Raw genomic sequence first — 19314 nt, 5'->3', positions numbered from 1 at the left:
AACAGCGAAATATCGGGTTCGGCGGGCCGTGGTGGGGCAGGCGGGATCCGGGGCGTCGAACGGCCCGCGGCCGGGTATCCCTGGAGAATCTGCACGTCCCTTCCTAGCCCTAGGGCCTGCCGCGACGGACAATCAACGCGATGAACATCGAGTCACCAGGAAAACTGGCCGAACTCCTCGACCAGCACGCGTATCTCGCCGACGAGGGTCTGGCGACGGCCGCCTTCCTGGCGCTGCGGATGGGGCGCCCGCTGTTCCTGGAGGGCGAGGCGGGCGTCGGCAAGACCGAGCTGGCCAAGACCCTGGCCGAGCTGCTGCGCGCCCCGCTGATCCGCCTGCAGTGCTACGAGGGGCTGGACGCCGCCCAGGCGCTCTACGACTGGGACTTCGCCCGCCAGCTCCTCCACCTGAAGGCGGCCGAGGCGGCGGGGATCACCGACGCGAGCAGGCTCGAGGGCGAGATCTACGACCGGCGCTTCCTCATCGCCCGCCCGCTGCTGCGGGCCGTCGAGACGCAGCCCTCCGTCCTGCTCGTGGACGAGATCGACCGGGCCGACGACGAGTTCGAGGCGTTCCTGCTCGAGGTGCTGTCCGACTTCACGATCTCCATCCCCGAGCTCGGCACGATCAGAGCCGAGCGTCCCCCGGTGGTCGTCGTCACCTCCAACCGCACCCGCGAAGTGCACGACGCGCTCAAGCGCCGCTGCCTCTACCACTGGCTGGAGCACCCGAGCTTCGACAGGGAGGTGGCCATCCTGCTGCGCAGGCTGCCGGAGTGCACCGAGTCGCTGGCCGCCCAGGTGGCCAGGACAGCGGCGCGGCTGCGCGCGCAGGACCTGGCCAAGCCGCCGGGCATCGCCGAGACGCTCGACTGGACGGAGGCGCTGCTGACGCTCGGCGCCCGCGACCTCGACCCCGGCCTGGCCGCGGCGACGCTCGGCGCGGCGCTGAAGTACCGGGAGGACGTGGAGAGCGTGCTCAAGAGCGGGGTGCTGACCCGTGCGTGACCTGGCCGCCACCATGACCGGCTTCGCCAGGACCCTGCGGGCGGCCGGCGTCGCGGCCGACCACGAGCGCACCCAGAACCTCCTGAAGGCCCTCGACGAGCTGGACGTCACCCGCGGCGACGACGTCTACTGGGCGGGCCGGCTGACGCTGTGCGCCTCGCCCGACGACCTGCCCAGGTACGACAGGTGCTTCGCCGCCTACTTCGGCGGCCACCGGGCGGCGCCGGGCCGTACCCCGGCCAAGCCGGTCACCAGGTACCTGGCGGGAGGCGACGGCGAGAGCGGCGAGGGCGAGGAGCCGGCGGCGACGGCGACGGCCAGCAGGGCCGAGGTGCTTCGTCATCGCGACGTGGCCAGGCTGACGGAGGCCGAGCGCGCCGAGGTGCACCGGATGCTGGCTTTGCTGCGCGACCACCGGGAGCGGCGACGCTCGCGCAGGCTGGTGGCCGCGCACCGGGGCAGGCTGGACCAGCGCAGGACCATCCGCGACGCGCTCAGGAAGGGCGAGGTGGCGCGGCTGCGCTACCGGCGCCACACCACCAGGCCGCGCCGGGTGGTGCTGCTGGTGGACGTGAGCGGCTCGATGACCCCCTACGCCGAGACGCTGCTGCGGTTCGCGCACGCGCTGGTGCGGACCGAGCCGCGGGTGACGCAGGTCTACTCGGTCGGCACGCGGCTGACGCCGATCACCGTCGAGCTGCGCCACCGCGATCCTGGCACCGCGCTGGCGGAGGTGTCGAAGGCGATCCCCGACTGGAGCGGCGGCACCAGGCTCGGCGAGGAACTGCGCGAGCTGCTGGCCCGCAGGAGCATGCGCGGCGCCATCGTGGTCGTCGCCTCCGACGGCTGGGAGCGCGGCGATCCCACGCTGCTCGGCGAGCAGATGGCCAGGCTGGCCCGCCAGGCGCACCGGGTGATCTGGGTGAACCCGCACAAGGGCCACGCGGACTACCAGCCGCTCACCGGCGGGATGCAGGCGGCGCTGCCGTACATCGATGACCTGGTGGCAGGACACAGCCTGGCCGCCTTCGAGGATCTGTCCGGGAGGCTTTCCCATGCGCGACGTCCTGCCTGAGATCATGCGGTGGTGGGAGTCCGGCCTGCGGTTCGGGCTGGCGACGGTGGTGAGCACCTTCTCCAGCGCGCCCAGGCCACCGGGCGCGGCCATGGCGGTGCGCGGCGACGAGGTGGTGGGCAGCGTCTCGGGCGGCTGCGTCGAGGGCGCGGTGTTCGAGCTGGCCGGCCAGGTCGAGACGCCCGTGCTCCAGCGGTACGGCGTGAGCGACGACGACGCCTTCGCCGTCGGACTGACCTGCGGCGGCATCATCGACGTCCTCGTCGAGCCGGTCTCCATCGAGACCTATCCCGAGCTGGGCGAGATCGTCGCCTCGGTGGCCGCGCACGAGCCCGTCGCGGTGGCGACGATCGTGGCGGGGCCCGGGGTCATCGGCACGCGACGGGTCGTCTGGCCCGGCAGGGCCACCGGCTCGCTGGGCCTCGGGCGGCTGGACGAAGCCGTGGACGACGACGTGCGCGGCATGCTGGCCCAGGGCCTGACCGGCGTCAGGCACTACGGCGAGCACGGCGAGCGCCGCCTGGACGACCTGTCGGTGTTCGTGCAGAGCTTCGCCCCGCCGCCGCGCATGCTCGTCTTCGGCGCCATCGACTTCGCCGCCGCCGTCGCGCGCCTGGGCAAGTTCCTCGGCTACCACGTGACCGTGTGCGACGCCAGGCCGATCTTCGCCACCGCCAAGCGCTTCCCCGAGGCAGACGAGGTCGTCGTCAAGTGGCCGCACGACTACCTGGCCGCCACCCACGTCGACGAGCGGACGGTGATCTGCGTGCTCACCCACGACCCGAAGTTCGACGTGCCGCTGCTGGAGGTGGCGCTGCGCACCAAGGCGGCCTACGTGGGGGCGATGGGCTCGCGCCGTACCCACGACGACCGGCTGGCCCGGCTGCGCGCGGCGGGCATGAACGAGGAGGAGCTGGCCAGGCTGCGCTCCCCCATCGGCCTGGACCTGGGTGCCAGGACGCCGGAGGAGACCGCCGTGTCGGTGATGGCGGAACTGGTCCAGCTGCGCTGGGGTGGGAGCGGACGGCCGCTCAGCGAGACCGGCGGCCGCATCCATGGGGAGGTCTGATGACTGGGGTGGTGGGCCTGCTGCTGGCCGCGGGCCAGGGGTCGCGTCTGGGCACGCCGAAGGCGCTGCTGGAGTTCGAGGGCGAGCGGCTGGTCGATCGCGGGGTACGGCTGCTGCACGAGGGCGGCTGCCACCCGGTGATCGTCGTGCTGGGCGCGGCCACCGTCCAGGTGCGCGGCGCGGTCGTGGTGCGCAACCCCGACTGGCGCACCGGCATGGGCTCCTCCCTCAGGGTGGGGCTGGCCGCGCTGCCCGCCGACGCGAAGGGCGTGGTGATCGCGCTGGTGGACCAGCCGTTCGTGACGCCCGACGCGGTGCGGGCGCTGATCGGCAGCGGGGCGGAGGTCGCGGTCGCCACGTACGGCGGGCGGCGGCGCAACCCGGTGCTGGTCTCCGCGGCCCACGTGGCGCGGGTGGCCGAGCTGGCGGTGGGCGACGTGGGGGCGCGGGCGTTCATGCGGGCGCACCCCGAACTGGTGACCGAGGTGGAGGTGCCGGGCGACCCGCGCGACATCGACACCCCGGAGGACCTGGCCGCCCTGACGCCCCGCACCGGCTGAGGCCGCCGACGGGGCGCGTGAGGTCAGAGGCGGAAGGAGGCCGTCGCGGCGCGGTGGTCGCTGCCCGTGGCCGGCGCCACCCCTGCCCTGGTCGCCGTCATCCCCTTGTAGAGGATGTGGTCGGGTCTGGTGATCGGGAAGCTCGACGGCCAGGTGAAGCCGAACCCTTCCCCCGCCTCCTCCTGGGCGTTCAGCAGCGGCGGCGCCAGGTTGCCGAGCCCCCGGTCGTCGGTGGCGGTGTTGAGGTCGCCGAGCAGCAGGATGCGCTCGCTCCGGTCGGCCGTGATCAGCTTGCGCGCCTCCTCGAGCGTCCGGTCGCGCGTGGCGGTGTGCCCGGGCCTGGCCGAGGCCAGGTGCATCACGTAGACGGTGACGTCACCCTCCGGCGTCTTGACCACGGTGCGCAGCGCCCGCTCCCACCCGAGGCCGACGTCGAAGAACTCGGGCTTGCCCAGGGGGAACCTGCTCCACACGCCGATCGTGCTGACGGTCCTGCGGTACTTGTAGATCGCGTTGAGCGCCTTGGCCGCGGGGCCGCCGGGCGTCAGCTCCTGCGCCGCGATCAGGTCCACGCCGTCGGCGATGGCGCGCACCGCCGAACCGGAGGCGTTGTTGCGAACGCCCACGTTGACCGTCGCGACGGACAGGTCGCTGTCGCCTCCGGGCGCGGAGCGCAGCACGTCGGAGCCGAACATCACCGCCCACACCAGCGCCGGCAGCAGCACGGCGAGCGCGGCGCCCCTCGAGCGCGCCAGCAGCGCCACGAGCAGCAGCAGCGGGACGGCCAGCCCCAGCCACGGCAGCAGGCTCTCCAATATGGGGGTGAATCCCCCGAGTGCTGGGATCAGGCGGTGACCCGCCAGCATCGCCGCGATCAGAATCGCCCCCGCGATCACCGCACGCTTCAGCACACCGCTCCTCTCGCCCCCTGGGGTGACCAGGGTAGGCGCTCGCCGGGCCGCACGCGAGGCGCTAACCTGAAGCCGAACATAGTTCGGTTACTAGGGAGTTCGGGCATGCGGATCGGGATGGCGCTCAACTACTCGGGCGGTTTCAAGGAGACGGTCGCCGAGCTGGCCGACTACGAGAAGGCCGGGCTCGACATCGTCTTCGTGGCCGAGGCCTACTCTTTCGACGCCGTGAGCCAAATGGGCTACATCGCGGCCAAGACCGAGCGCCTGGAGATCGCCTCCGGCATCCTGCCGATCTACTCGCGTACGCCCACCCTGCTGGCGATGACCGCGGCGGGCATGGACTACGTCTCCGACGGCCGGTTCACCCTCGGTCTCGGCGCTTCGGGACCGCAGGTGATCGAGGGCTTCCACGGCGTGCCGTACACCGCTCCGCTGGGCCGTACCCGCGAGGTCATCGAGATCTGCCGCAAGGTGTGGGAGCGCGAGCGGCTCACCTACGAGGGCAGGCACTACACGCTCCCGCTGCCCGCCGACAGGGGCACCGGGCTCGGCAAGCCGCTCAAGCTGATCAACCACCCGGTGCGCTCCCGCATCCCGATCGTGGTGGCCGCCATCGGCCCGAAGAACGTCGAGCTGACCGCCGAGGTCGCCGAGGGCTGGGAGCCGATCTTCTACATGCCGGAGAAGGCCGCCGACGTGTGGGGTCCCTCGCTGGCGGCGGGCAAGGCCAAGCGTGACGCCTCGCTGGGCGAGCTCGACGTCATCGCGCAGGCCGCCCTCTACATCGGCGAGGACGGCGAGAGCCTGCTGCAGCTCGGCCGGTCGATGGCCGCGCTGTACATCGGCGGCATGGGCGCCAAGGGCAAGAACTTCTACAACGAGCTGGCCCGCCGCTACGGCTACGAGAAGGAGGCCGAGCAGATCCAGGAGCTCTACCTGGCGGGCAACAAGAAGGAGGCCGAGGCACTGGTGCCGCAGGAGCTGCTGGAGCGGATGTCGCTCATCGGCTCGGAGGGCTTCGTCCGCGACCGCGTGCAGGCCATGAAGGACTCCGGCGTGACCACGCTGAACGTCACCCCGCTCGGCCGCACCCACGAGGAGCGCATCAGGCTGCTGGAGAAGGTCAGGGAGCTGGCCGCCTAGCCTCCAGCTCCCCGTGGGACCAGCGCTGCTCGGGTCGCCTGACATCGCAGGGGACGACCCGCAGCCGGGCGTGGCGGGCCAGCAGGTCGTCCTGGTGCAGGCAGCCCGCCGCCGTGCCGATCCGGCCGGTCGGCGAGAGGTTCCAGCGCTGGTCCCGGCCGCCGTCGCAGTCGTCCATGACCGGCACCCGGCCCGCCGACAGGCAGCGCCCGGTCAGGGCGCTGCGCAGGCTCGCGCCCAGCACGTACCACCCCTGGGCGGGACTCCCCGCGCAGGCATGCGTCCGTACGGCACCGCGCCCCGGCCCCACCTCCAGGCAGCGAGCGGTGGCCGTGTCGTCGTTGGGGGCGCTGGTGGTGCCCATCCACGAGACGATCGCGCCCGGCGCCGGGACCGGGGCCTCCCGCCGGTACTGCCGGGCGACCCAGTCGCGGTCGCCGGCCGCCAGCGTGGCGGGCGGGGCGGGGCAGACGCCCGGCCTGCAGTACACGTGCCTGGCGTAGGCGGCGAAGACCGCGCTCTTGCGGGCCTGCTCGGCGGCGGTGAGGTTGGGGGGCAGCGCCGAGATGCCGTAGGCGCGGTAGAAGACGACGGCGGGCCGCAGGCCGGGCGTGGCGGCCATGGCCTGCCGCGCGGCCAGCAGCGTGTAGCGCGCGGTCACCGCGTGGTCGCTGTGGTCCACCGGCTCGGTGAGGCTGAACCCGAGCCGGGTGCTGTGGTGGTCGAGCGTGCGGATCGTGTCCGGCCGGAAGCGCTCGATCAGCCGGCGCAGGGTCGCGACCAGCGCCGCCGCGTCGTAGCGGGCGGTGCCGTCGACCGTGGAGATGCGGTCGATGTCGCCGCGGAACAGCTTGAGCAGGCTCTGCCGTCCCTGGCTCGCGCTTCCCCGCCCCCGGGGGTGGCCGTCGGGCAGGCCGAGGAACAGCAGCTGGATCTCACCGCGACCGGCAGGCGGGCGGTCCAGGGTGAAGGCACGGATGGAGCGCCCGCCCACGCGCAGGTCGGAGCGCCGCCAGGCGTCGGCCGCGCCCGCCATGACGGCGTAGGCCGCGCGCACGCCGTCCTCCCTGCTGCGCACGTAGTCGTCCACGCGCCCGTCGTCCCCCGCCGTCAGGTACACCACCCGCAGGCAGGCGCCCGCGTCGTGGTCGCCGGCGATGGCGGGATTGACGAACAGCAGGTCGTCGTCCTGGTGCGCGACCGAGACCAGCGTGGTACGGGAGCACGCCGTGGCGCCCCGCGCCGTGGCGCCCCGCGCCGTGGCGCCGCTCGTGACAGGGCCGCTCGTGACAGGGCCGCTCGTGGCGGTGGCCGGTCCGGCGACCGGGCCCGCCAGCAGGCTCCCGCAGCACACCAGCGCGGTCACGGCTCTCTTCACGGCGCGGCCCCTCCCTCGCGCGGCGGCCCCCGCCCGCCGCGCACCCTCCCGGTGACCGCCCGATCGTCCCGCCCCTGAGGACGCCGTCCCGCCGACTTTCCGATGTGCGGGGACGTCCTTGCCGGAGGCCCCAGATCGGCGTGCCGCGCGCATCAGGGTGTCAAGCCCTCGCCAAGGCCGCGTCATACCTTGCCCGGCCTGCGCGGCGGAACCGGCCGAGGCGGGCACGATGGGCGAGCCGTCGCACCGGGGACAGGCCTCCGGGGGCAGCCCAGCGGCGATGGGAGACCGATGAAGATCGTCTTTCTGATCCAGAACCTGTACGGAATCGGCGGGACCATCCGGTCCACCGTCAACCTCGCCGGAGCGCTGGCCGAACGACACCAGGTCGAGATCGTCAGCCTGCTGCGGACCGCCGGCGAACCGGCGTTCGCCCTCGACCGCCGCGTCGCCGTCCGCGACCTGGTGGACCTGCGCGCCGACTCGCCTGCCTTCGCGGGCGCGGACCCGCGCCACGCGCAGCCGTCGGCCGGCTACACCAAGGGTGAGGCCAAGGGCTACGCGCGCTGCTCGCTGCTGACCGACGAGCGCATGGCGGCCTACCTGGCCGCCTGCGACGCCGACGTGGTCGTCGCGACCCGTCCCGGCCTGATCGCCTACCTGGCCCGGTACGGCACCGACCGCTACCTGAAGGTCGGCCAGGAACACCTGATCCACGACGGGCAGAGCCCCGAAACGCTCGCCGAGCTGCGCGAGCACTGTGCGGCGCTCGACGTGCTGGTGACCATGTCGGAGGGCGACGCGGCCGTCTACCGGGCCAAGATGCCCCTGACGCGGACGAGCGTGGTGTCGATACCCAACGGGGTCCCCGATCCGGGGATCGAGCCGGCCACGCTCGACACCAAGGTGATCGTCGCGGCCGGGCGGCTGACCCCGGTCAAGCGGTACGAGCTGCTGATCGAGTCCTTCGCCAAGGTGGCCGCGCAGCGGCCCGAGTGGAGCCTGCGCCTGTACGGCAAGGGCACGGAGGCCGAGCCGCTCCAGGAGCTGATCGACGATCTCGGGCTCAACGGCCGTGCCCTCCTCATGGGCGCGCGCTCCCCCATCGAGACCGAGTGGGCGAAGGGCTCGATCGCGGCGGTGTCGTCGAAGCTGGAGTCGTTCGGCATGACCATCGTCGAGGCCATGCGGTGCGGGGTTCCGGTCGTCAGCGTCGACTGCCCGTTCGGTCCCGGCGAGATCATCGAGGACGGCGTCGACGGGCTGCTGGTGCGCGAGGCGGCGCCCTCGGCGATGGCCGACGCGCTGCTGCGGCTCATCGACGACGAGCCGTTGCGCCGCGCGATGGGGGCGGCGGCGCTGAGCAGCGCGCGCAGGTTCGATCCCGCCGAGGTGGCCCTGCGCTACGAGCGGCTGTTCGCCGAGCACGTGCGACCGCCACGCGGCGGGCCGCGGACCCAACCGGGTGGGACGGGCATCCTCACGCGCGCCCGGTCGCTGCCGTCGCGGGGTAGGCGGTGGCTGGCGAGGCTCGGCGCGCCGGCGCTCTCGTCAGCCGGGGCGGGGCGGTCACGCGGGACGGACGAGCCCATCGTCGCCCACTGCCTGGCGCACGCGGACGGCGGCCTGACGATCCGTCTCGCCGACGGCTGCCTGCCGCCCAGGAACGCCGCGAACTGGTCGGTGCGGCTGCGCCGGCGCGGCTCGACGAGCGCGATCACACTGCCGCTGGACGCCGCGGGACAGACCTGTCTCGAGCGCGCCGGCAACCGCCTCGCCGAGGGCCGCTGGGATGCTTACCTCTCCCGGCCCGGCCAGCGGCTGCGGCGCCTCGTCGCGGGCCTGTGCGACACGCGCGTGCTGGTCAACGCCCTGCCCGACCGGCACCGGCCGCTGGAGACGTGGACGCCCTACGCCACCGAGAAGGGCGAGCTGTCGATCGCCGTCCACGTCCGGACGACGCACGCCGAGGTCACGGACCTGTTGTCCGCCCCCACCAGGCTCACCGTCCACGGGCTGCTGGTGAACCTGCCGCAGGGCCCGCTGACCCTGCTCGCCCTGCGCCGCGGTACGGCGCGGGGCCCGGGCGAGGCGGCCCAGGGAGAGGTGGTCCTGCCCGCCCAGAGTTACCTCGACGGCCGGTTCACCTGCTCGGTGCCGTACGAGCGGCTGGTGGCGGCGCGGCGGGAGGAGCAGGAGACGTGGGATCTGTACCTGTGCCCGGTGGAACGGGGCGGCCCCATCCGGCTGGGCCGCTTCTGCGACGACATCGCCGACCGGAGGGCGGTGGACCTCTACCCCCGGCACCTCGTCGGAGACGCGTTCGCCCGTGCCGCCTACACGGCTGCCAACGAGCTGTCCGTCCAGATCACCACCGCCACGGCCGGCTGAGCGCGCCCGCGACAAGCAAGGGCGCCCCGGCTCCTGCCGTCGGGCGGATCTGCCGGATCCCCGGCGCGCTGCCGGCCTGCGGGAGGCCGCCCGGCACGCGCGAGCCTGGTATCAACTCCTCCCCTCACAAGGGGTTGCGTTGTGAGGTAGATCACTTCTACAGTCGGAATACTGTCCGATTCATTACGGTTTACTGATCTCGTGAGGTTTTCTGTCCTGGATGTGTGGCTCGTTGAGCGGCTGCACATCGATCTCTGTCGTCTGACCGGCTCCCTCTGTCGCTGATCGCGCTCTGACGAGCGCTCGATCGCCCGACCCCCTCACCCACCCCCCTTCCGCGTGCCGCCATTTCGGCATGCCGTCTTTCGGAGCCTTCCTCATCGTGAAGAGATTCTCGTTCTCCCTGCAGTTGCTGCTGGGTCTGGTCGTCGGCGTGGCCCTCGGCTTCGCCGCCCGCGTCTGGGACCTGGCCTGGCTGGCCAACACCCTCACCGAAGTCGGAAAGATCTTCGTCCAGCTGCTCAAGCTGGCCGTGCCGCCGCTGGTGTTCACCGCGGTGGTGGTCAGCGTCGCCAACCTGCGCAACGTCAACGGCGCGGCCAGGCTGGCGGGCAAGACGCTGTTCTGGTTCCTCACCACCGCGCTGATCGCCGTCATCGTCGGCATCGGCCTGGGCCTGATCCTCAACCCCGGCCAGGGCGTCACCCTGAGCACCGCCGGCGCCAAGGCCCCCGAGAGCGTCGGCACCTGGGTCGACTTCCTCACCGGCATCATCCCGACGAACATCGTCACGGCGTTCACCGAGCTCAACGTCCTCCAGATCGTCTTCCTGGGGATCGTCCTCGGCGCGGCGGCCATGGCGGTCGGGGAGAAGGCCGAGCCGTTCCTCGCCTTCAGCCGCTCGATCCTGGAGCTGGTCCAGAAGGCGCTGTGGTGGGTCATCCGCCTGGCGCCCATCGGCACCGCGGGCCTGATCGGCAAGTCGGTCGCCACCTACGGGTGGGACCTGCTCGCGCCGCTGGCCAAGTTCAGCCTCGGCGTCTACGTCGGCTGCTTCATCGTCCTGCTGGCCGTCTACCCGACCCTGCTCGCCGTCGTCGGCAAGGTCAACCCGATCACCTTCTTCCGCAACGCGTGGCCCGCGATCGAGCTGGCCTTCGTCTCCCGTTCCTCGGTCGGCACGCTGCCGCTGACGCAGAAGGTCACGATCGAGCGCCTGGGCGTCGACCGCGACTACGCCTCCTTCGCGGTGCCGTTCGGCGCGACCACCAAGATGGACGGCTGCGCCTCGATCTACCCGGCGCTGGCCGCGATCTTCGTGGCGCAGGTCTTCAACGTCCCGCTGGGCATCGGTGAGTACCTGCTCATCGCGTTCGTCTCCGTGGTCGGCTCGGCCGCGACGGCTGGCCTGACCGGCGCGATCGTCATGCTGACGCTGACGCTGAGCACGCTGGGCCTGCCGCTGGAGGGCGTCGGCCTGCTGCTGGCCATCGACCCGATCCTCGACATGATCCGCACGGCGACCAACGTCGCGGGACAGATCGTGGTGCCGGTCCTGGTGGCGCGCGGCGAGGGCCGCCTCGACGAGGCGGTGCTCAACGCGCCCCCGCAGCCGCTCGAGTCGGCTCCGGCGAGCACGCCGCGCGCCTCCGGCGAGCCCGCCATCGCCTGACCCGCCCTCTCCACACATCCATCCACAGCGGAAGACGGGGCGCCCCGCACCGGGGCCGCCCCGTCTTCTCATGTTCCAGAACTGTTCCAACAGGGTCCCCGGTCAGGCCATACTCCCTGAATTCCGGTACATTCATCCGATCCCCACTGTGAAATCCGGAGTACGCGCATGGCCCACCTGCTGGACACCTTGGACGACGAGGTCCCCCTCACCTACGGGCAGTTCATGCTGCGCGGCGTGAGCGGGCTCCAGGGCGTCGACACCCGGGTTCACATGGCCGAACTCGACCGTCAGATCTACCTCTACGCGAGTGCCGAGCACAGCCGCGTCAGGGTGGAGGTCTGGGACGGCCCGCCGCCACCGTGGGAGGGGCACGGCAAGCTCGTGGCCGACGCCCGCTGCGTGGCGGAGACGGGAGTCGTGGCCGTCACGCCGTACATGTTCGCCGGCTCGGGGCGCAGCGTGCTGATCGGCCCGGCCTTCTTCGAGTACGGCCTGCACCTGTACGCCCACAACGCCGAGCGGCTGCTGCGCTTCTGGCCGATCAGGGACGTCTTCGACCCCGCGCTCCACCTGCGTCCCGACGGCCTGGACGGCGACGCCAAGCCGGTGGAGACGGTCGAGGCGAGGTCCTCGCTGCACGACTGGGTCTCGACCAGGGTGCTCGGCTCGGCCGAGGCGCCCCTGCCGCCCGCCGCGCCGAAGGCGGAGGAGGAGTGGCCGCTGGACCACGAGCACGAGGTGAGGCTGGCCGAACTGCTCGGCGACCTGCGGCAGCGGCTGATGACGCGCCCGCCGACCTGGCTGCTCGACACCGACGAGGGCAACCGCAGCAGGTACCTCAACGAGCTGCGCAGTTCGGTGGCGATGGCCAGGCGGCTGAACCCGGACGGCCTGCCGACCATCCAGCTGTCGTTCGGCGAGCTGGTCGAGCGGCCGCATCCCGGCCTGAGCTACCGGCTGTGGCAGTGGCGCCCGATCGCCTCCCCCGCCGCCGGCCCGGTCCCGGCCGTCCCGCTCGCCGCCGACCTTGCGTCGCCGGAGCGCGAGGCGGCGCCGTACGCCGCCGTCGCCGCCTCCCCCGAGCCGCGGACGGCCCCTCACCCCGGCGGTCCCGCGTCACCCGGGCCGCAGCCAACCCCCTACGCCGCCGGTCCCGCGGCACCTGATCCGCAGATGACCCCTTTCGCCGCCGGTCCCGCGTCACCCGAGCGGCAGACAACCTCCTACGCCGCCGGTCCCTCGTCGCACGAGCGGCAGACAACCTCCTACGCCGCCGGTCCCGCGGCGCACGAGCCGGTGGCTCTCGCCGAGCACGAGCAGGCCGCGCCGGGATCCGCGCCCGAGCGGCGCCCGGCACCCGAGACGCTGACCGCCGAGCGCGAGGTGCGGGCGCTGGACGCGCTGCGCAGGCGGCAGCTGGTGACCGGCATCGTGACCGTGCTGCGCGAGGAGAACGGCGTCGTCGAGGTCCGCGACGCGCTCCCCGCCGAGGTCGCCAGGGTCCTGGCCGCCGAGCGGGCCTGGGCCCTGGACTGACGCCTACCCCGCGCGGTCCTGACCGCCGAGCGGGCTGTCCCTGGGCCGGCGCCTACCCCCGCGCGGTCCTGGCCGGCGCCTACTCCCGGGCCTCGCCCTTGGCCCTGATGAGCGCGGCCAGTTCGGCGGTGGCGCGGCGGGCGCGGGCCTTCTCGCTGCCCTGGATGCCCATCGCGCCCACCGTCATGCCGTCCGAGAAGTCGATCTTCGGCCATGGGTCGCCCTCGAGCAGGGTGACGTCGAGCACCTCCGGCCAGGTGTAGCGGTGCGTGCGCAGCGCGTTGACCAGGGTGATGCCCTCCTCGTCCGCCTCGACCCTGACCCGGCCGAGCCGGTGCAGCACCCAGGCGACGGCGCAGCCGAAGGCCACGATCGCGATCTTGTCGGGGAGCTGGAACGGCTCCGCGATGAGGACGGCCATCACGACCGCGCCGACCACGACGAGAGCCGCGAAGCCGTACGCCACGAATCTCGCCCTGACCGGCCGCCAGGTGAGGGGCAGGGGCGGGGGACTGACAGGCTCAGGCATCTCGGCTCTCGCTGGGTGGCAGGGGTTGTGGTGACCAAGGAAAACTACCGCAGCCGGCGCAGCACCAGCGCCGTCTCCAGCGCCGCGACCGTGGACTCGTAGCCCTTGTCCTCGACGCTGTCGGGCAGCCCGCTCCTGGCCAGCGCCTGGTCGAGGGTGTCGCAGGTGAGGACGCCGTTGCCGACGGGCGTCTCCTCGTCGAGCGAGATCCTGGTCAGACCGGCGGTGACCGAGTCGCAGACGTAGTCGAAGTGGGCGGTCTCCCCGCGGATCACCGCGCCGAGCGCCACCACCGCGTCGTGCCTTCTGGCCATGGCCTGGGCCACGACCGGGATCTCCAGCGATCCGGCGACGCGCACCACCGTGGCGTTCGCGCCGCTGTCCTGGGCCGCCTGGACGGCCCGCGCCACCAGCTGGTCGGTGATCTTCCCGTGCCAGCTGGCCGCCACGATGCCGACGCTCAGCCCTTCCGCGTCGACCGGCGCCGCGGCCGGCCTGCCCTCTCCACTCACAGCTCGTGCCCCAATCGCTCTCGCTTGGCCGTCAGGTACGCCTCGTTGTGCGGGTTCGCCGCCACCGGCATCGGCTCGCGGCCCAGCACCTTGATGCCGTAGCCGTCCATGCCGCGCAGCTTGGCCGGATTGTTGGTGAGCAGTCTGACCGACTTGACGCCGAGGTCGGCCAGCATCTGCCCGGCGTTGGAGAACTCTCTCGCGTCGACGGGCAGGCCCAGCTCCAGGTTGGCGTCGACGGTGTCGCTGCCGCTGTCCTGCAGGCTGTAGGCCTTGAGCTTGGCCAGCAGGCCGATGCCCCTGCCCTCGTGTCCGCGCAGGTAGACGACGACGCCGCGGCCCTCCTTGGCGATGGCCGCCATCGCGCGGTCGAGCTGCACGCCGCAGTCGCAGCGCAGCGAGCCGAACACGTCGCCGGTCAGGCACTCGGAGTGGGCGCGCACCAGGACGTTCTCGCCGTCGCCCAGCTCACCGAGCACCAGGGCGACGTGCTCGCCGCCGTCGAGCGCGCTGGCGTAGCCGTAGGCGCGCCAGTCGCCGTGGACGTTGGGCAGCCTGGTCTCGGCGACCCTGGTCACCATGCTCTCGGTGCGCCGGCGGTGGTCCACGAGCTGCTCGATGGAGATGAGCGCGAGGTCGTGCTCGTCGGCGAAGGCGCGCAGCTCGGGGAGCCTGGCCATGGTGCCGTCGTCGTTGACGATCTCGGCCAGCACACCGGCCGCGCTGAGCCCCGCCATGCGGGCCAGGTCGACGGCGGCCTCCGTGTGGCCCCTCCTGACCAGGACGCCGCCCTCGTGGTAGCGCAGCGGGAAGATGTGGCCGGGCCGTACCAGCTCCTGGGGCTCGGTGGCGGAGTCGGCCAGGGTGCGGATGGTCCTGGCCCGGTCGGCCGCCGAGATGCCGGTGGTGATCCCGTCGCGGGCGTCGACGCTGATGGTGTAGGCGGTCCGCATCCGCTCCCTGTTCTGGACCACCATGAGCGGCAGGCCGAGCCGGTCGAGCTCCTTGCCCTCCATCGGCACGCAGATGACGCCGCTGGTGTGGCGGATGGTGAAGGTCAGCAGCTCGGGCGTGGCCTTGGCGGCGGCGAAGATGATGTCGCCCTCGTTCTCGCGGTTCTCGTCGTCGACCACGACGACGGGCCTGCCCTCGCGGATGTCGTGGATGGCGCGTTCGACCGAGTCGAAGACGATGCTCATGCCGGCACCGCCGTCTGCGCCATCCTGTACTGCTTCAGCCAGGCGCGGAAGCCGAGCAGGACCAGCACGAGGAAGACGCCGTAGACCACGCCGGAGACCACCAGGCCCGACGTGAACGCCAGCGGCACGCCGACCAGGTCGACCAGCACCCAGATCCACCAGAAGTCGATCAGCGCCCTGCCCTGCGCGAACGTGGCGACCGCCGAGCCGACGAAGATGTAGGCGTCGGGCCACGGCGCCCACGAGATCTCCAAGCCCATCGCGTTGAGCCAGGTGAACAGCAGCGCGACCGCGACCGTGCCGACCACCATCGTGCCGATGAGCGCCGAACGCTCCTTCAGCGTGGCGGGCCTGACGGCCAGACCGCCGTCGTCGCGCCTGCCCTTGGTCCACTTGTACCAGCCGTAGACGGCCAGCGCGCCGAACAGCACCTGCTTGAGCGCGTTGCCCGTGATGTGGGCGTTGACCGAGGCGATGAACAGCAGCACCGCGCCGGTCAGCTGCACCGGCCACGTCCACACCGACCTGCGCATGGCCAGCACGACCGTCGCCAGCGCGGCGGCGTTGCCGATCAGGTCGGTCCAGTAGACGGGCGTGCCGAAGACGGTGAAGTCGCCGCTCACTTGGCCACCACCAGCTTCTCCACGTACTTGGCGATCACGTCCACCTCGAGGTTGACCACGTCGCCGACGCCCCTGCCGCCCAGGGTCGTCAGCTCCAGCGTGGTCGGGATGAGGCTGACGCCGAAGCTCTCGTCGTCGACGGTGGTGACGGTCAGGCTGATGCCGTCCACGGCGATCGAGCCCTTCTCGGCCACGTAGCGGTTCAGCTCCGACGGCAGCGAGAAGCGCACGTCGTCCCACCGCTCGCCCGGCTCGCGCGACAGCAGGACGCCGGTGCCGTCGACGTGGCCCTGCACGATGTGCCCGCCCAGCCGCTGATCGGCCCGTACGGCCCGCTCCAGGTTGACCCGCGCGCCGCTCTCGACGCTCTTGAGCGAGCTCCTGATGAGCGTCTCCCGCATCACGTCGACGGTGAACACCTCGTCCTCGACGTCGACGACCGTCAGGCACACGCCGTTGACGGCGATCGAGTCGCCGTGCTTGGCGTCGGAGGTGACGAGCTTGCCGCGCACCGCCAGCCTCGCCGCGTCGCCCAGGGGTTCGACGGCGACGATCTCGCCCAGTTCTTCCACGATTCCGGTGAACATCAGCTCTCCTCGGTCACGGGACGGGCGGTGATCCGCAGGTCCGTCCCGATGGGGGTTACTTCTTCGAAGACCAACCGGTGGGTGTCGGCGATCGTCCGCACCCCCGCGTGTCCGAGCGCGGCGCCGCCCGACCCGAGCAGCGCGGGCGCCAGATAGGCGACGACGCGGTCGATCAGCCCTTCCCTCATGAAGGAACCGGCGAGGGTCGCGCCGCCTTCCAGGAACACGCTGACGACCCCCCTGCGGGCCAGTTCGGCCAGCAGGGCGTGCAGATCCAGCCCGCCGGCCGGCGACCGCGGCAGGCGCACCACGGGGGCGGGCAGGTCGGTCTCGGCGTCGTCGGCGACGGCGACGAGCGTGGGGGCCTCGTCCGACAGGACCCTGGCGGTCACGGGGGTGCGCCCGCCGGTGTCGACGACCACCCGCAGCGGCTGCCGGTACGGCCCGCCGCCACCCGCCGGCCCCAGCCCCCGGACAGCCGGACGTGACGCCGGTTCCACCGGCCCGGACACAACGGCCGGACCGCCCCCGGCCGCAGAACCAGACCCGGCCGAGAGAACAGACCCGGGATCAGACCCGGCCGTGGGACCGGATGCGGCCGACGAGGGCGCGGCGGCCGGAGGGGATGCCGCGACCGGGCCGGACGCGGGCGGGCGGGCCGTGAGCCTGGGGTCGTCGGCCAGAACGGTGCCGATCCCCGCGACGATCGCGTCGGACTCGGCGCGCAGCCGGTGGACGTCCGCCCGTGCCTCGGGCGAGGTGATCCACTGGCTGGTGCCGTCCTCGGCCGCCGACCTGCCGTCCAGCGTTGCGGCGAACTTCCACGTCACATGGGGCCGACCGCGCCGGATGAAGGTCAGCCACTCGGCGTTGCCGCGCTCAGCCTCCTCCGCGAGCAGCCCGATCTCGACCTGCCGCCCGTGGGCGCGCAACTGGGCGGCGCCGCCCGCGGCCGTCGGGTTGGGGTCGGGCACGGCGATCACCACCCTGGCGACGCCCGCCTTAAGCAGCGCCTCGGAGCACGGTCCCGTGCGACCGGTGTGGGCGCAGGGTTCGAGCGTCACGTAGGCGGTGCCGCCCCTGGCGCGCTCGCCCGCCTCGCTCAGCGCCACCACCTCCGCGTGCGGTCCGCCCGCGTAGGCGTGGAAGCCCTCTCCCGCGTGCGCTCCCGACGCGTCGACGATGACGCACCCGACCACGGGGTTGGGGCTCGTGGTGCCGCGACCGAGCGCGGCCAGCCGCACGGCCCTGGCCATGTGCAGGGCGTCGGTCTCGTCCACGCGCTTGGTGGGTACGGCAATGCCCGGCCTTGACTGGGCGGGTTCGTCCACCCCCGGACCTCCTACTCGCCAGTAGCTCTCAGCTACGGCGGGCCCCGGGGGATGTCAGGGTGCGACGCACGCACCACAGAGGCGCCCGGCGAACACCGGACACCCGCGCGCTTCCTCCCATCCGGACTTTCACCGTCGGTCCCGGAATTTCACCGAGTCAACCGGCCGATGGCATCGGCCGGGTCGCGGACTGTCACCGCCGGTTCGGACTTTCACCGACCCCGGAGCACGCTAGCTCTGTTCTCCCCCAGTGTGCCATGTCCGAAAAGCCCGGCGCGACCGCCCCCGCCAACAAACCCTAACAAACGCTTGGTCAATTACGTCATCGCAGGTCATCCCCCACGCCGGGAGAAACTCGCCATAAGTCGGGGCGTGCCTGGTCGGGTCCGGCGCCCGGGACGAGGTCGAGCGGGCGCGGGTGCCATGCGGGTCCGGGTGCCATGCGGCTGCGGGTGCGGGCCCAGGCGGGCACGAGTCCAGGCGGATGCGGGCCCAGGCGAGTGCAGGGCCAGGCGAGTGCGGGCCCAGGCGAGTGCAGGGCCAGGCGAGTGCGGGCCCAGGCGAGTGCAGGGCCAGGCGAGTGCAGGGCCAGGCGAGTGCAGGTCCGGTGAGGGTCGGGCATGGGGGCGCCGTTGGGAGGTCGGCCATCGCCGCACGAGGAGCGTCCCTTCGGAGGACGGGTCCACGTGCCGGGCGGAGGCGCGTGACCCGGCGTGCCGTGCAGGGGGTGGGGAGGTCACGCCGCCATGAGGCGGCGGGCGCGGCGAGCTGCGGGGGCGTAGCGGACCTGGGCCGGTACGAACCCGAGCCCCGTGTGCAGCGTCCGCAGCGACGCGGTCGCCCACAGGTCCCCCACCGGCGTCGCGGGCAGCCCGTACAGCCGGCGGGCCCACCGCGGCAGCGTCGCGAACGCCAGCAGCGTCAGCGCCGGCAGCATCGGCTTCAGCGGCGTCAGGCGCAACGGCAGCGGCGCGTTGAACGACAGCCGCAGCGGATGCGCCGCCTCGGGCACGAACCGCAGCCCCGGCCGGGCCGCGCGGATGTAGTCCTGCAGTTCGCCCACCGAGCCTGGCACGTCCGCCGGTGACAGGCCGACCACCTCGGCCGCCGCCCGCCATTCCGCCACGAACGCGTCGGCCTCGTCGTCGGTCAGCCGCACCCCCGCCCTGCGGGCCACCGTCAGGTAGGAGTCGACCTCGCCGACGTGCACCCAGCGCAGCGCCTCGGGATCGTCGAGGCGGAAGCGCTCCCCGGTGTCGTAGTCGAGGGCCGTCAGGGTGGCGTGGATCCTCCTGATCCTGGCGCCGGCCCGCTCGACCTCGGCGCGCGTGCCGTACGTCCGGACCCTCACGAACTCGGTCGTGCGCTGGAAGCGCGACCACGACTCGGCCGGGTCCATGAGCGCGGAGTTCTGCAGCACGCCGCGCATCGCCCTGGGGTGCAGGCCCTGCATGAGCAGGGCGCGGAAGCCGCCCACCAACAGGATGGGCTCCCCCATCACCCGCCATGTCACCGATTGCGGCCCGAACAGCCCGTGATCCTCCATAAGTGTTCAATTACCCCGGAGGCGATGAACCTATGTTCCGCCGCACGCTAATCCACGGCCCTGATCGGTCACCACGCATCGCGGACGCCACCCGGGTCGTCCCGCCCCGCCGGGACCACCGCACGATCTGCCGGGACACCGCGGATCATGCGGTCGGCCGGGCATCCACGCGGTGGCGCTGCGAACCCGGCCGCGCAGGGCAGGTCGGGGCGTCCGCGAACCCGGCCACCCCAGGGCAG

General features: G+C 72.6%; 18 protein-coding genes and 1 riboswitch. Of the genes, 9 read left to right on the top strand and 9 right to left on the bottom strand.

Translation table 11 applies throughout. The annotated features are described in order from the left end of the window. The first annotated feature begins 140 nt into the window (after positions 1-140). From ABZX22_RS18525 to ABZX22_RS18510, 4 genes are read left to right on the top strand one after another with little or no spacing between them, the layout of a single operon-like run. Positions 141-1007, top strand: a complete 867-nt coding sequence (locus ABZX22_RS18525) for a MoxR family ATPase (RefSeq protein ID WP_354910289.1) — start codon at positions 141-143, stop codon at positions 1005-1007. Next, positions 1000-2082, top strand: a complete 1083-nt coding sequence (locus ABZX22_RS18520) for a VWA domain-containing protein (RefSeq protein WP_354910286.1) — start codon at positions 1000-1002, stop codon at positions 2080-2082. The genes ABZX22_RS18525 and ABZX22_RS18520 overlap by 8 nt, the downstream gene beginning before the upstream one ends. Then, the gene (locus ABZX22_RS18515) at positions 2063-3151 is read left to right on the top strand and encodes an XdhC/CoxI family protein (protein ID WP_354910283.1); all 1089 of its coding nucleotides are present in this window, start codon (positions 2063-2065) and stop codon (positions 3149-3151) included. Before ABZX22_RS18520 ends, ABZX22_RS18515 begins: the two co-directional genes overlap by 20 nt. Then, positions 3151-3711 (top strand): nucleotidyltransferase family protein, encoded by a 561-nt coding sequence (locus ABZX22_RS18510; RefSeq protein ID WP_354910280.1) that lies wholly within the window; start codon positions 3151-3153, stop codon positions 3709-3711. The genes ABZX22_RS18515 and ABZX22_RS18510 overlap by 1 nt, the downstream gene beginning before the upstream one ends. A 23-nt stretch (positions 3712-3734) precedes the next feature. Here the strand turns inward: ABZX22_RS18510 and ABZX22_RS18505 are convergent, their stop codons facing one another. Then, entirely contained in the window at positions 3735-4622 is an 888-nt protein-coding gene (locus ABZX22_RS18505) for an endonuclease/exonuclease/phosphatase family protein (protein WP_354910278.1), read from the bottom strand. A gap of 105 nt (positions 4623-4727) precedes the next feature. Between ABZX22_RS18505 and ABZX22_RS18500 the strand changes: the two genes are divergently transcribed. Continuing rightward, a complete protein-coding gene (locus ABZX22_RS18500; protein WP_354910275.1) occupies positions 4728-5768 on the top strand; it encodes an LLM class F420-dependent oxidoreductase in 1041 nt (346 codons plus the stop codon). Here ABZX22_RS18500 and ABZX22_RS18495 read toward each other — a convergent pair. Continuing rightward, the gene (locus ABZX22_RS18495) at positions 5749-7146 is read right to left on the bottom strand and encodes a PIG-L family deacetylase (RefSeq protein ID WP_354910272.1); all 1398 of its coding nucleotides are present in this window, start codon (positions 7144-7146) and stop codon (positions 5749-5751) included. The genes ABZX22_RS18500 and ABZX22_RS18495 overlap by 20 nt on opposite strands. Positions 7147-7437: 291 nt before the next feature. On the opposite strand from ABZX22_RS18495, the gene ABZX22_RS18490 reads away from it, so the two are divergent. From ABZX22_RS18490 to ABZX22_RS18475, 4 genes are all read left to right on the top strand, one after another. Beyond that, positions 7438-9537, top strand: a complete 2100-nt coding sequence (locus ABZX22_RS18490; protein WP_354910269.1) for a glycosyltransferase family 4 protein — start codon at positions 7438-7440, stop codon at positions 9535-9537. Between the two features lie 201 nt (positions 9538-9738). Continuing rightward, positions 9739-9822: a putative leader peptide gene (locus ABZX22_RS18485; RefSeq protein WP_354910531.1), complete on the top strand. Its 84-nt coding sequence runs from the start codon at positions 9739-9741 to the stop codon at positions 9820-9822. Positions 9823-9919: 97 nt separating this feature from the next. Beyond that, positions 9920-11209 (top strand): dicarboxylate/amino acid:cation symporter, encoded by a 1290-nt coding sequence (locus tag ABZX22_RS18480; RefSeq protein ID WP_354910266.1) that lies wholly within the window; start codon positions 9920-9922, stop codon positions 11207-11209. A gap of 168 nt (positions 11210-11377) precedes the next feature. Continuing rightward, positions 11378-12748 (top strand): hypothetical protein, encoded by a 1371-nt coding sequence (locus tag ABZX22_RS18475; protein ID WP_354910264.1) that lies wholly within the window; start codon positions 11378-11380, stop codon positions 12746-12748. Between the two features lie 79 nt (positions 12749-12827). Here ABZX22_RS18475 and ABZX22_RS18470 read toward each other — a convergent pair whose 3' ends face one another. The 7 genes from ABZX22_RS18470 to ABZX22_RS18440 form a co-directional block, all read right to left on the bottom strand. Further along, positions 12828-13277 carry a PH domain-containing protein gene (locus ABZX22_RS18470; RefSeq protein WP_354910262.1) on the bottom strand — a complete coding sequence of 150 codons (450 nt, stop codon included), beginning with the start codon at positions 13275-13277 and terminating at the stop codon, positions 12828-12830. Between the two features lie 44 nt (positions 13278-13321). Beyond that, positions 13322-13789 carry a 6,7-dimethyl-8-ribityllumazine synthase gene (gene ribH, locus ABZX22_RS18465; protein ID WP_354910261.1) on the bottom strand — a complete coding sequence of 156 codons (468 nt, stop codon included), beginning with the start codon at positions 13787-13789 and terminating at the stop codon, positions 13322-13324. Next, complete coding sequence (locus ABZX22_RS18460; protein ID WP_354910259.1) at positions 13786-14988, bottom strand: bifunctional 3,4-dihydroxy-2-butanone-4-phosphate synthase/GTP cyclohydrolase II; 1203 nt, start codon at positions 14986-14988, stop codon at positions 13786-13788. Before ABZX22_RS18460 ends, ribH begins: the two co-directional genes overlap by 4 nt. Continuing rightward, positions 14985-15611: a nicotinamide riboside transporter PnuC gene (gene pnuC, locus ABZX22_RS18455; protein ID WP_354910257.1), complete on the bottom strand. Its 627-nt coding sequence runs from the start codon at positions 15609-15611 to the stop codon at positions 14985-14987. The genes ABZX22_RS18460 and pnuC overlap by 4 nt, the downstream gene beginning before the upstream one ends. Beyond that, entirely contained in the window at positions 15608-16198 is a 591-nt protein-coding gene (locus ABZX22_RS18450; protein ID WP_354910254.1) for a riboflavin synthase, read from the bottom strand. The genes pnuC and ABZX22_RS18450 overlap by 4 nt, the downstream gene beginning before the upstream one ends. After that, positions 16198-17478 (bottom strand): bifunctional diaminohydroxyphosphoribosylaminopyrimidine deaminase/5-amino-6-(5-phosphoribosylamino)uracil reductase RibD, encoded by a 1281-nt coding sequence (gene ribD / locus ABZX22_RS18445; RefSeq protein WP_354910251.1) that lies wholly within the window; start codon positions 17476-17478, stop codon positions 16198-16200. The genes ABZX22_RS18450 and ribD overlap by 1 nt, the downstream gene beginning before the upstream one ends. 154 nt (positions 17479-17632) lie before the next feature. Next, positions 17633-17763, bottom strand: a riboswitch (FMN riboswitch). A 502-nt stretch (positions 17764-18265) separates the two neighbouring features. Then, a complete protein-coding gene (locus tag ABZX22_RS18440) occupies positions 18266-19027 on the bottom strand; it encodes an oxygenase MpaB family protein (RefSeq protein WP_354910249.1) in 762 nt (253 codons plus the stop codon). Between the last annotated feature and the right edge of the window lie 287 nt (positions 19028-19314).

It is taken from the genome of Nonomuraea sp. NPDC003804, from assembly GCF_040610675.1.
Classification (GTDB): Bacteria; Actinomycetota; Actinomycetes; order Streptosporangiales; family Streptosporangiaceae; genus Nonomuraea.
Note: the sequence above shows the minus strand (reverse complement) of the source record. Positions and strands in the feature narration are given on the sequence as shown.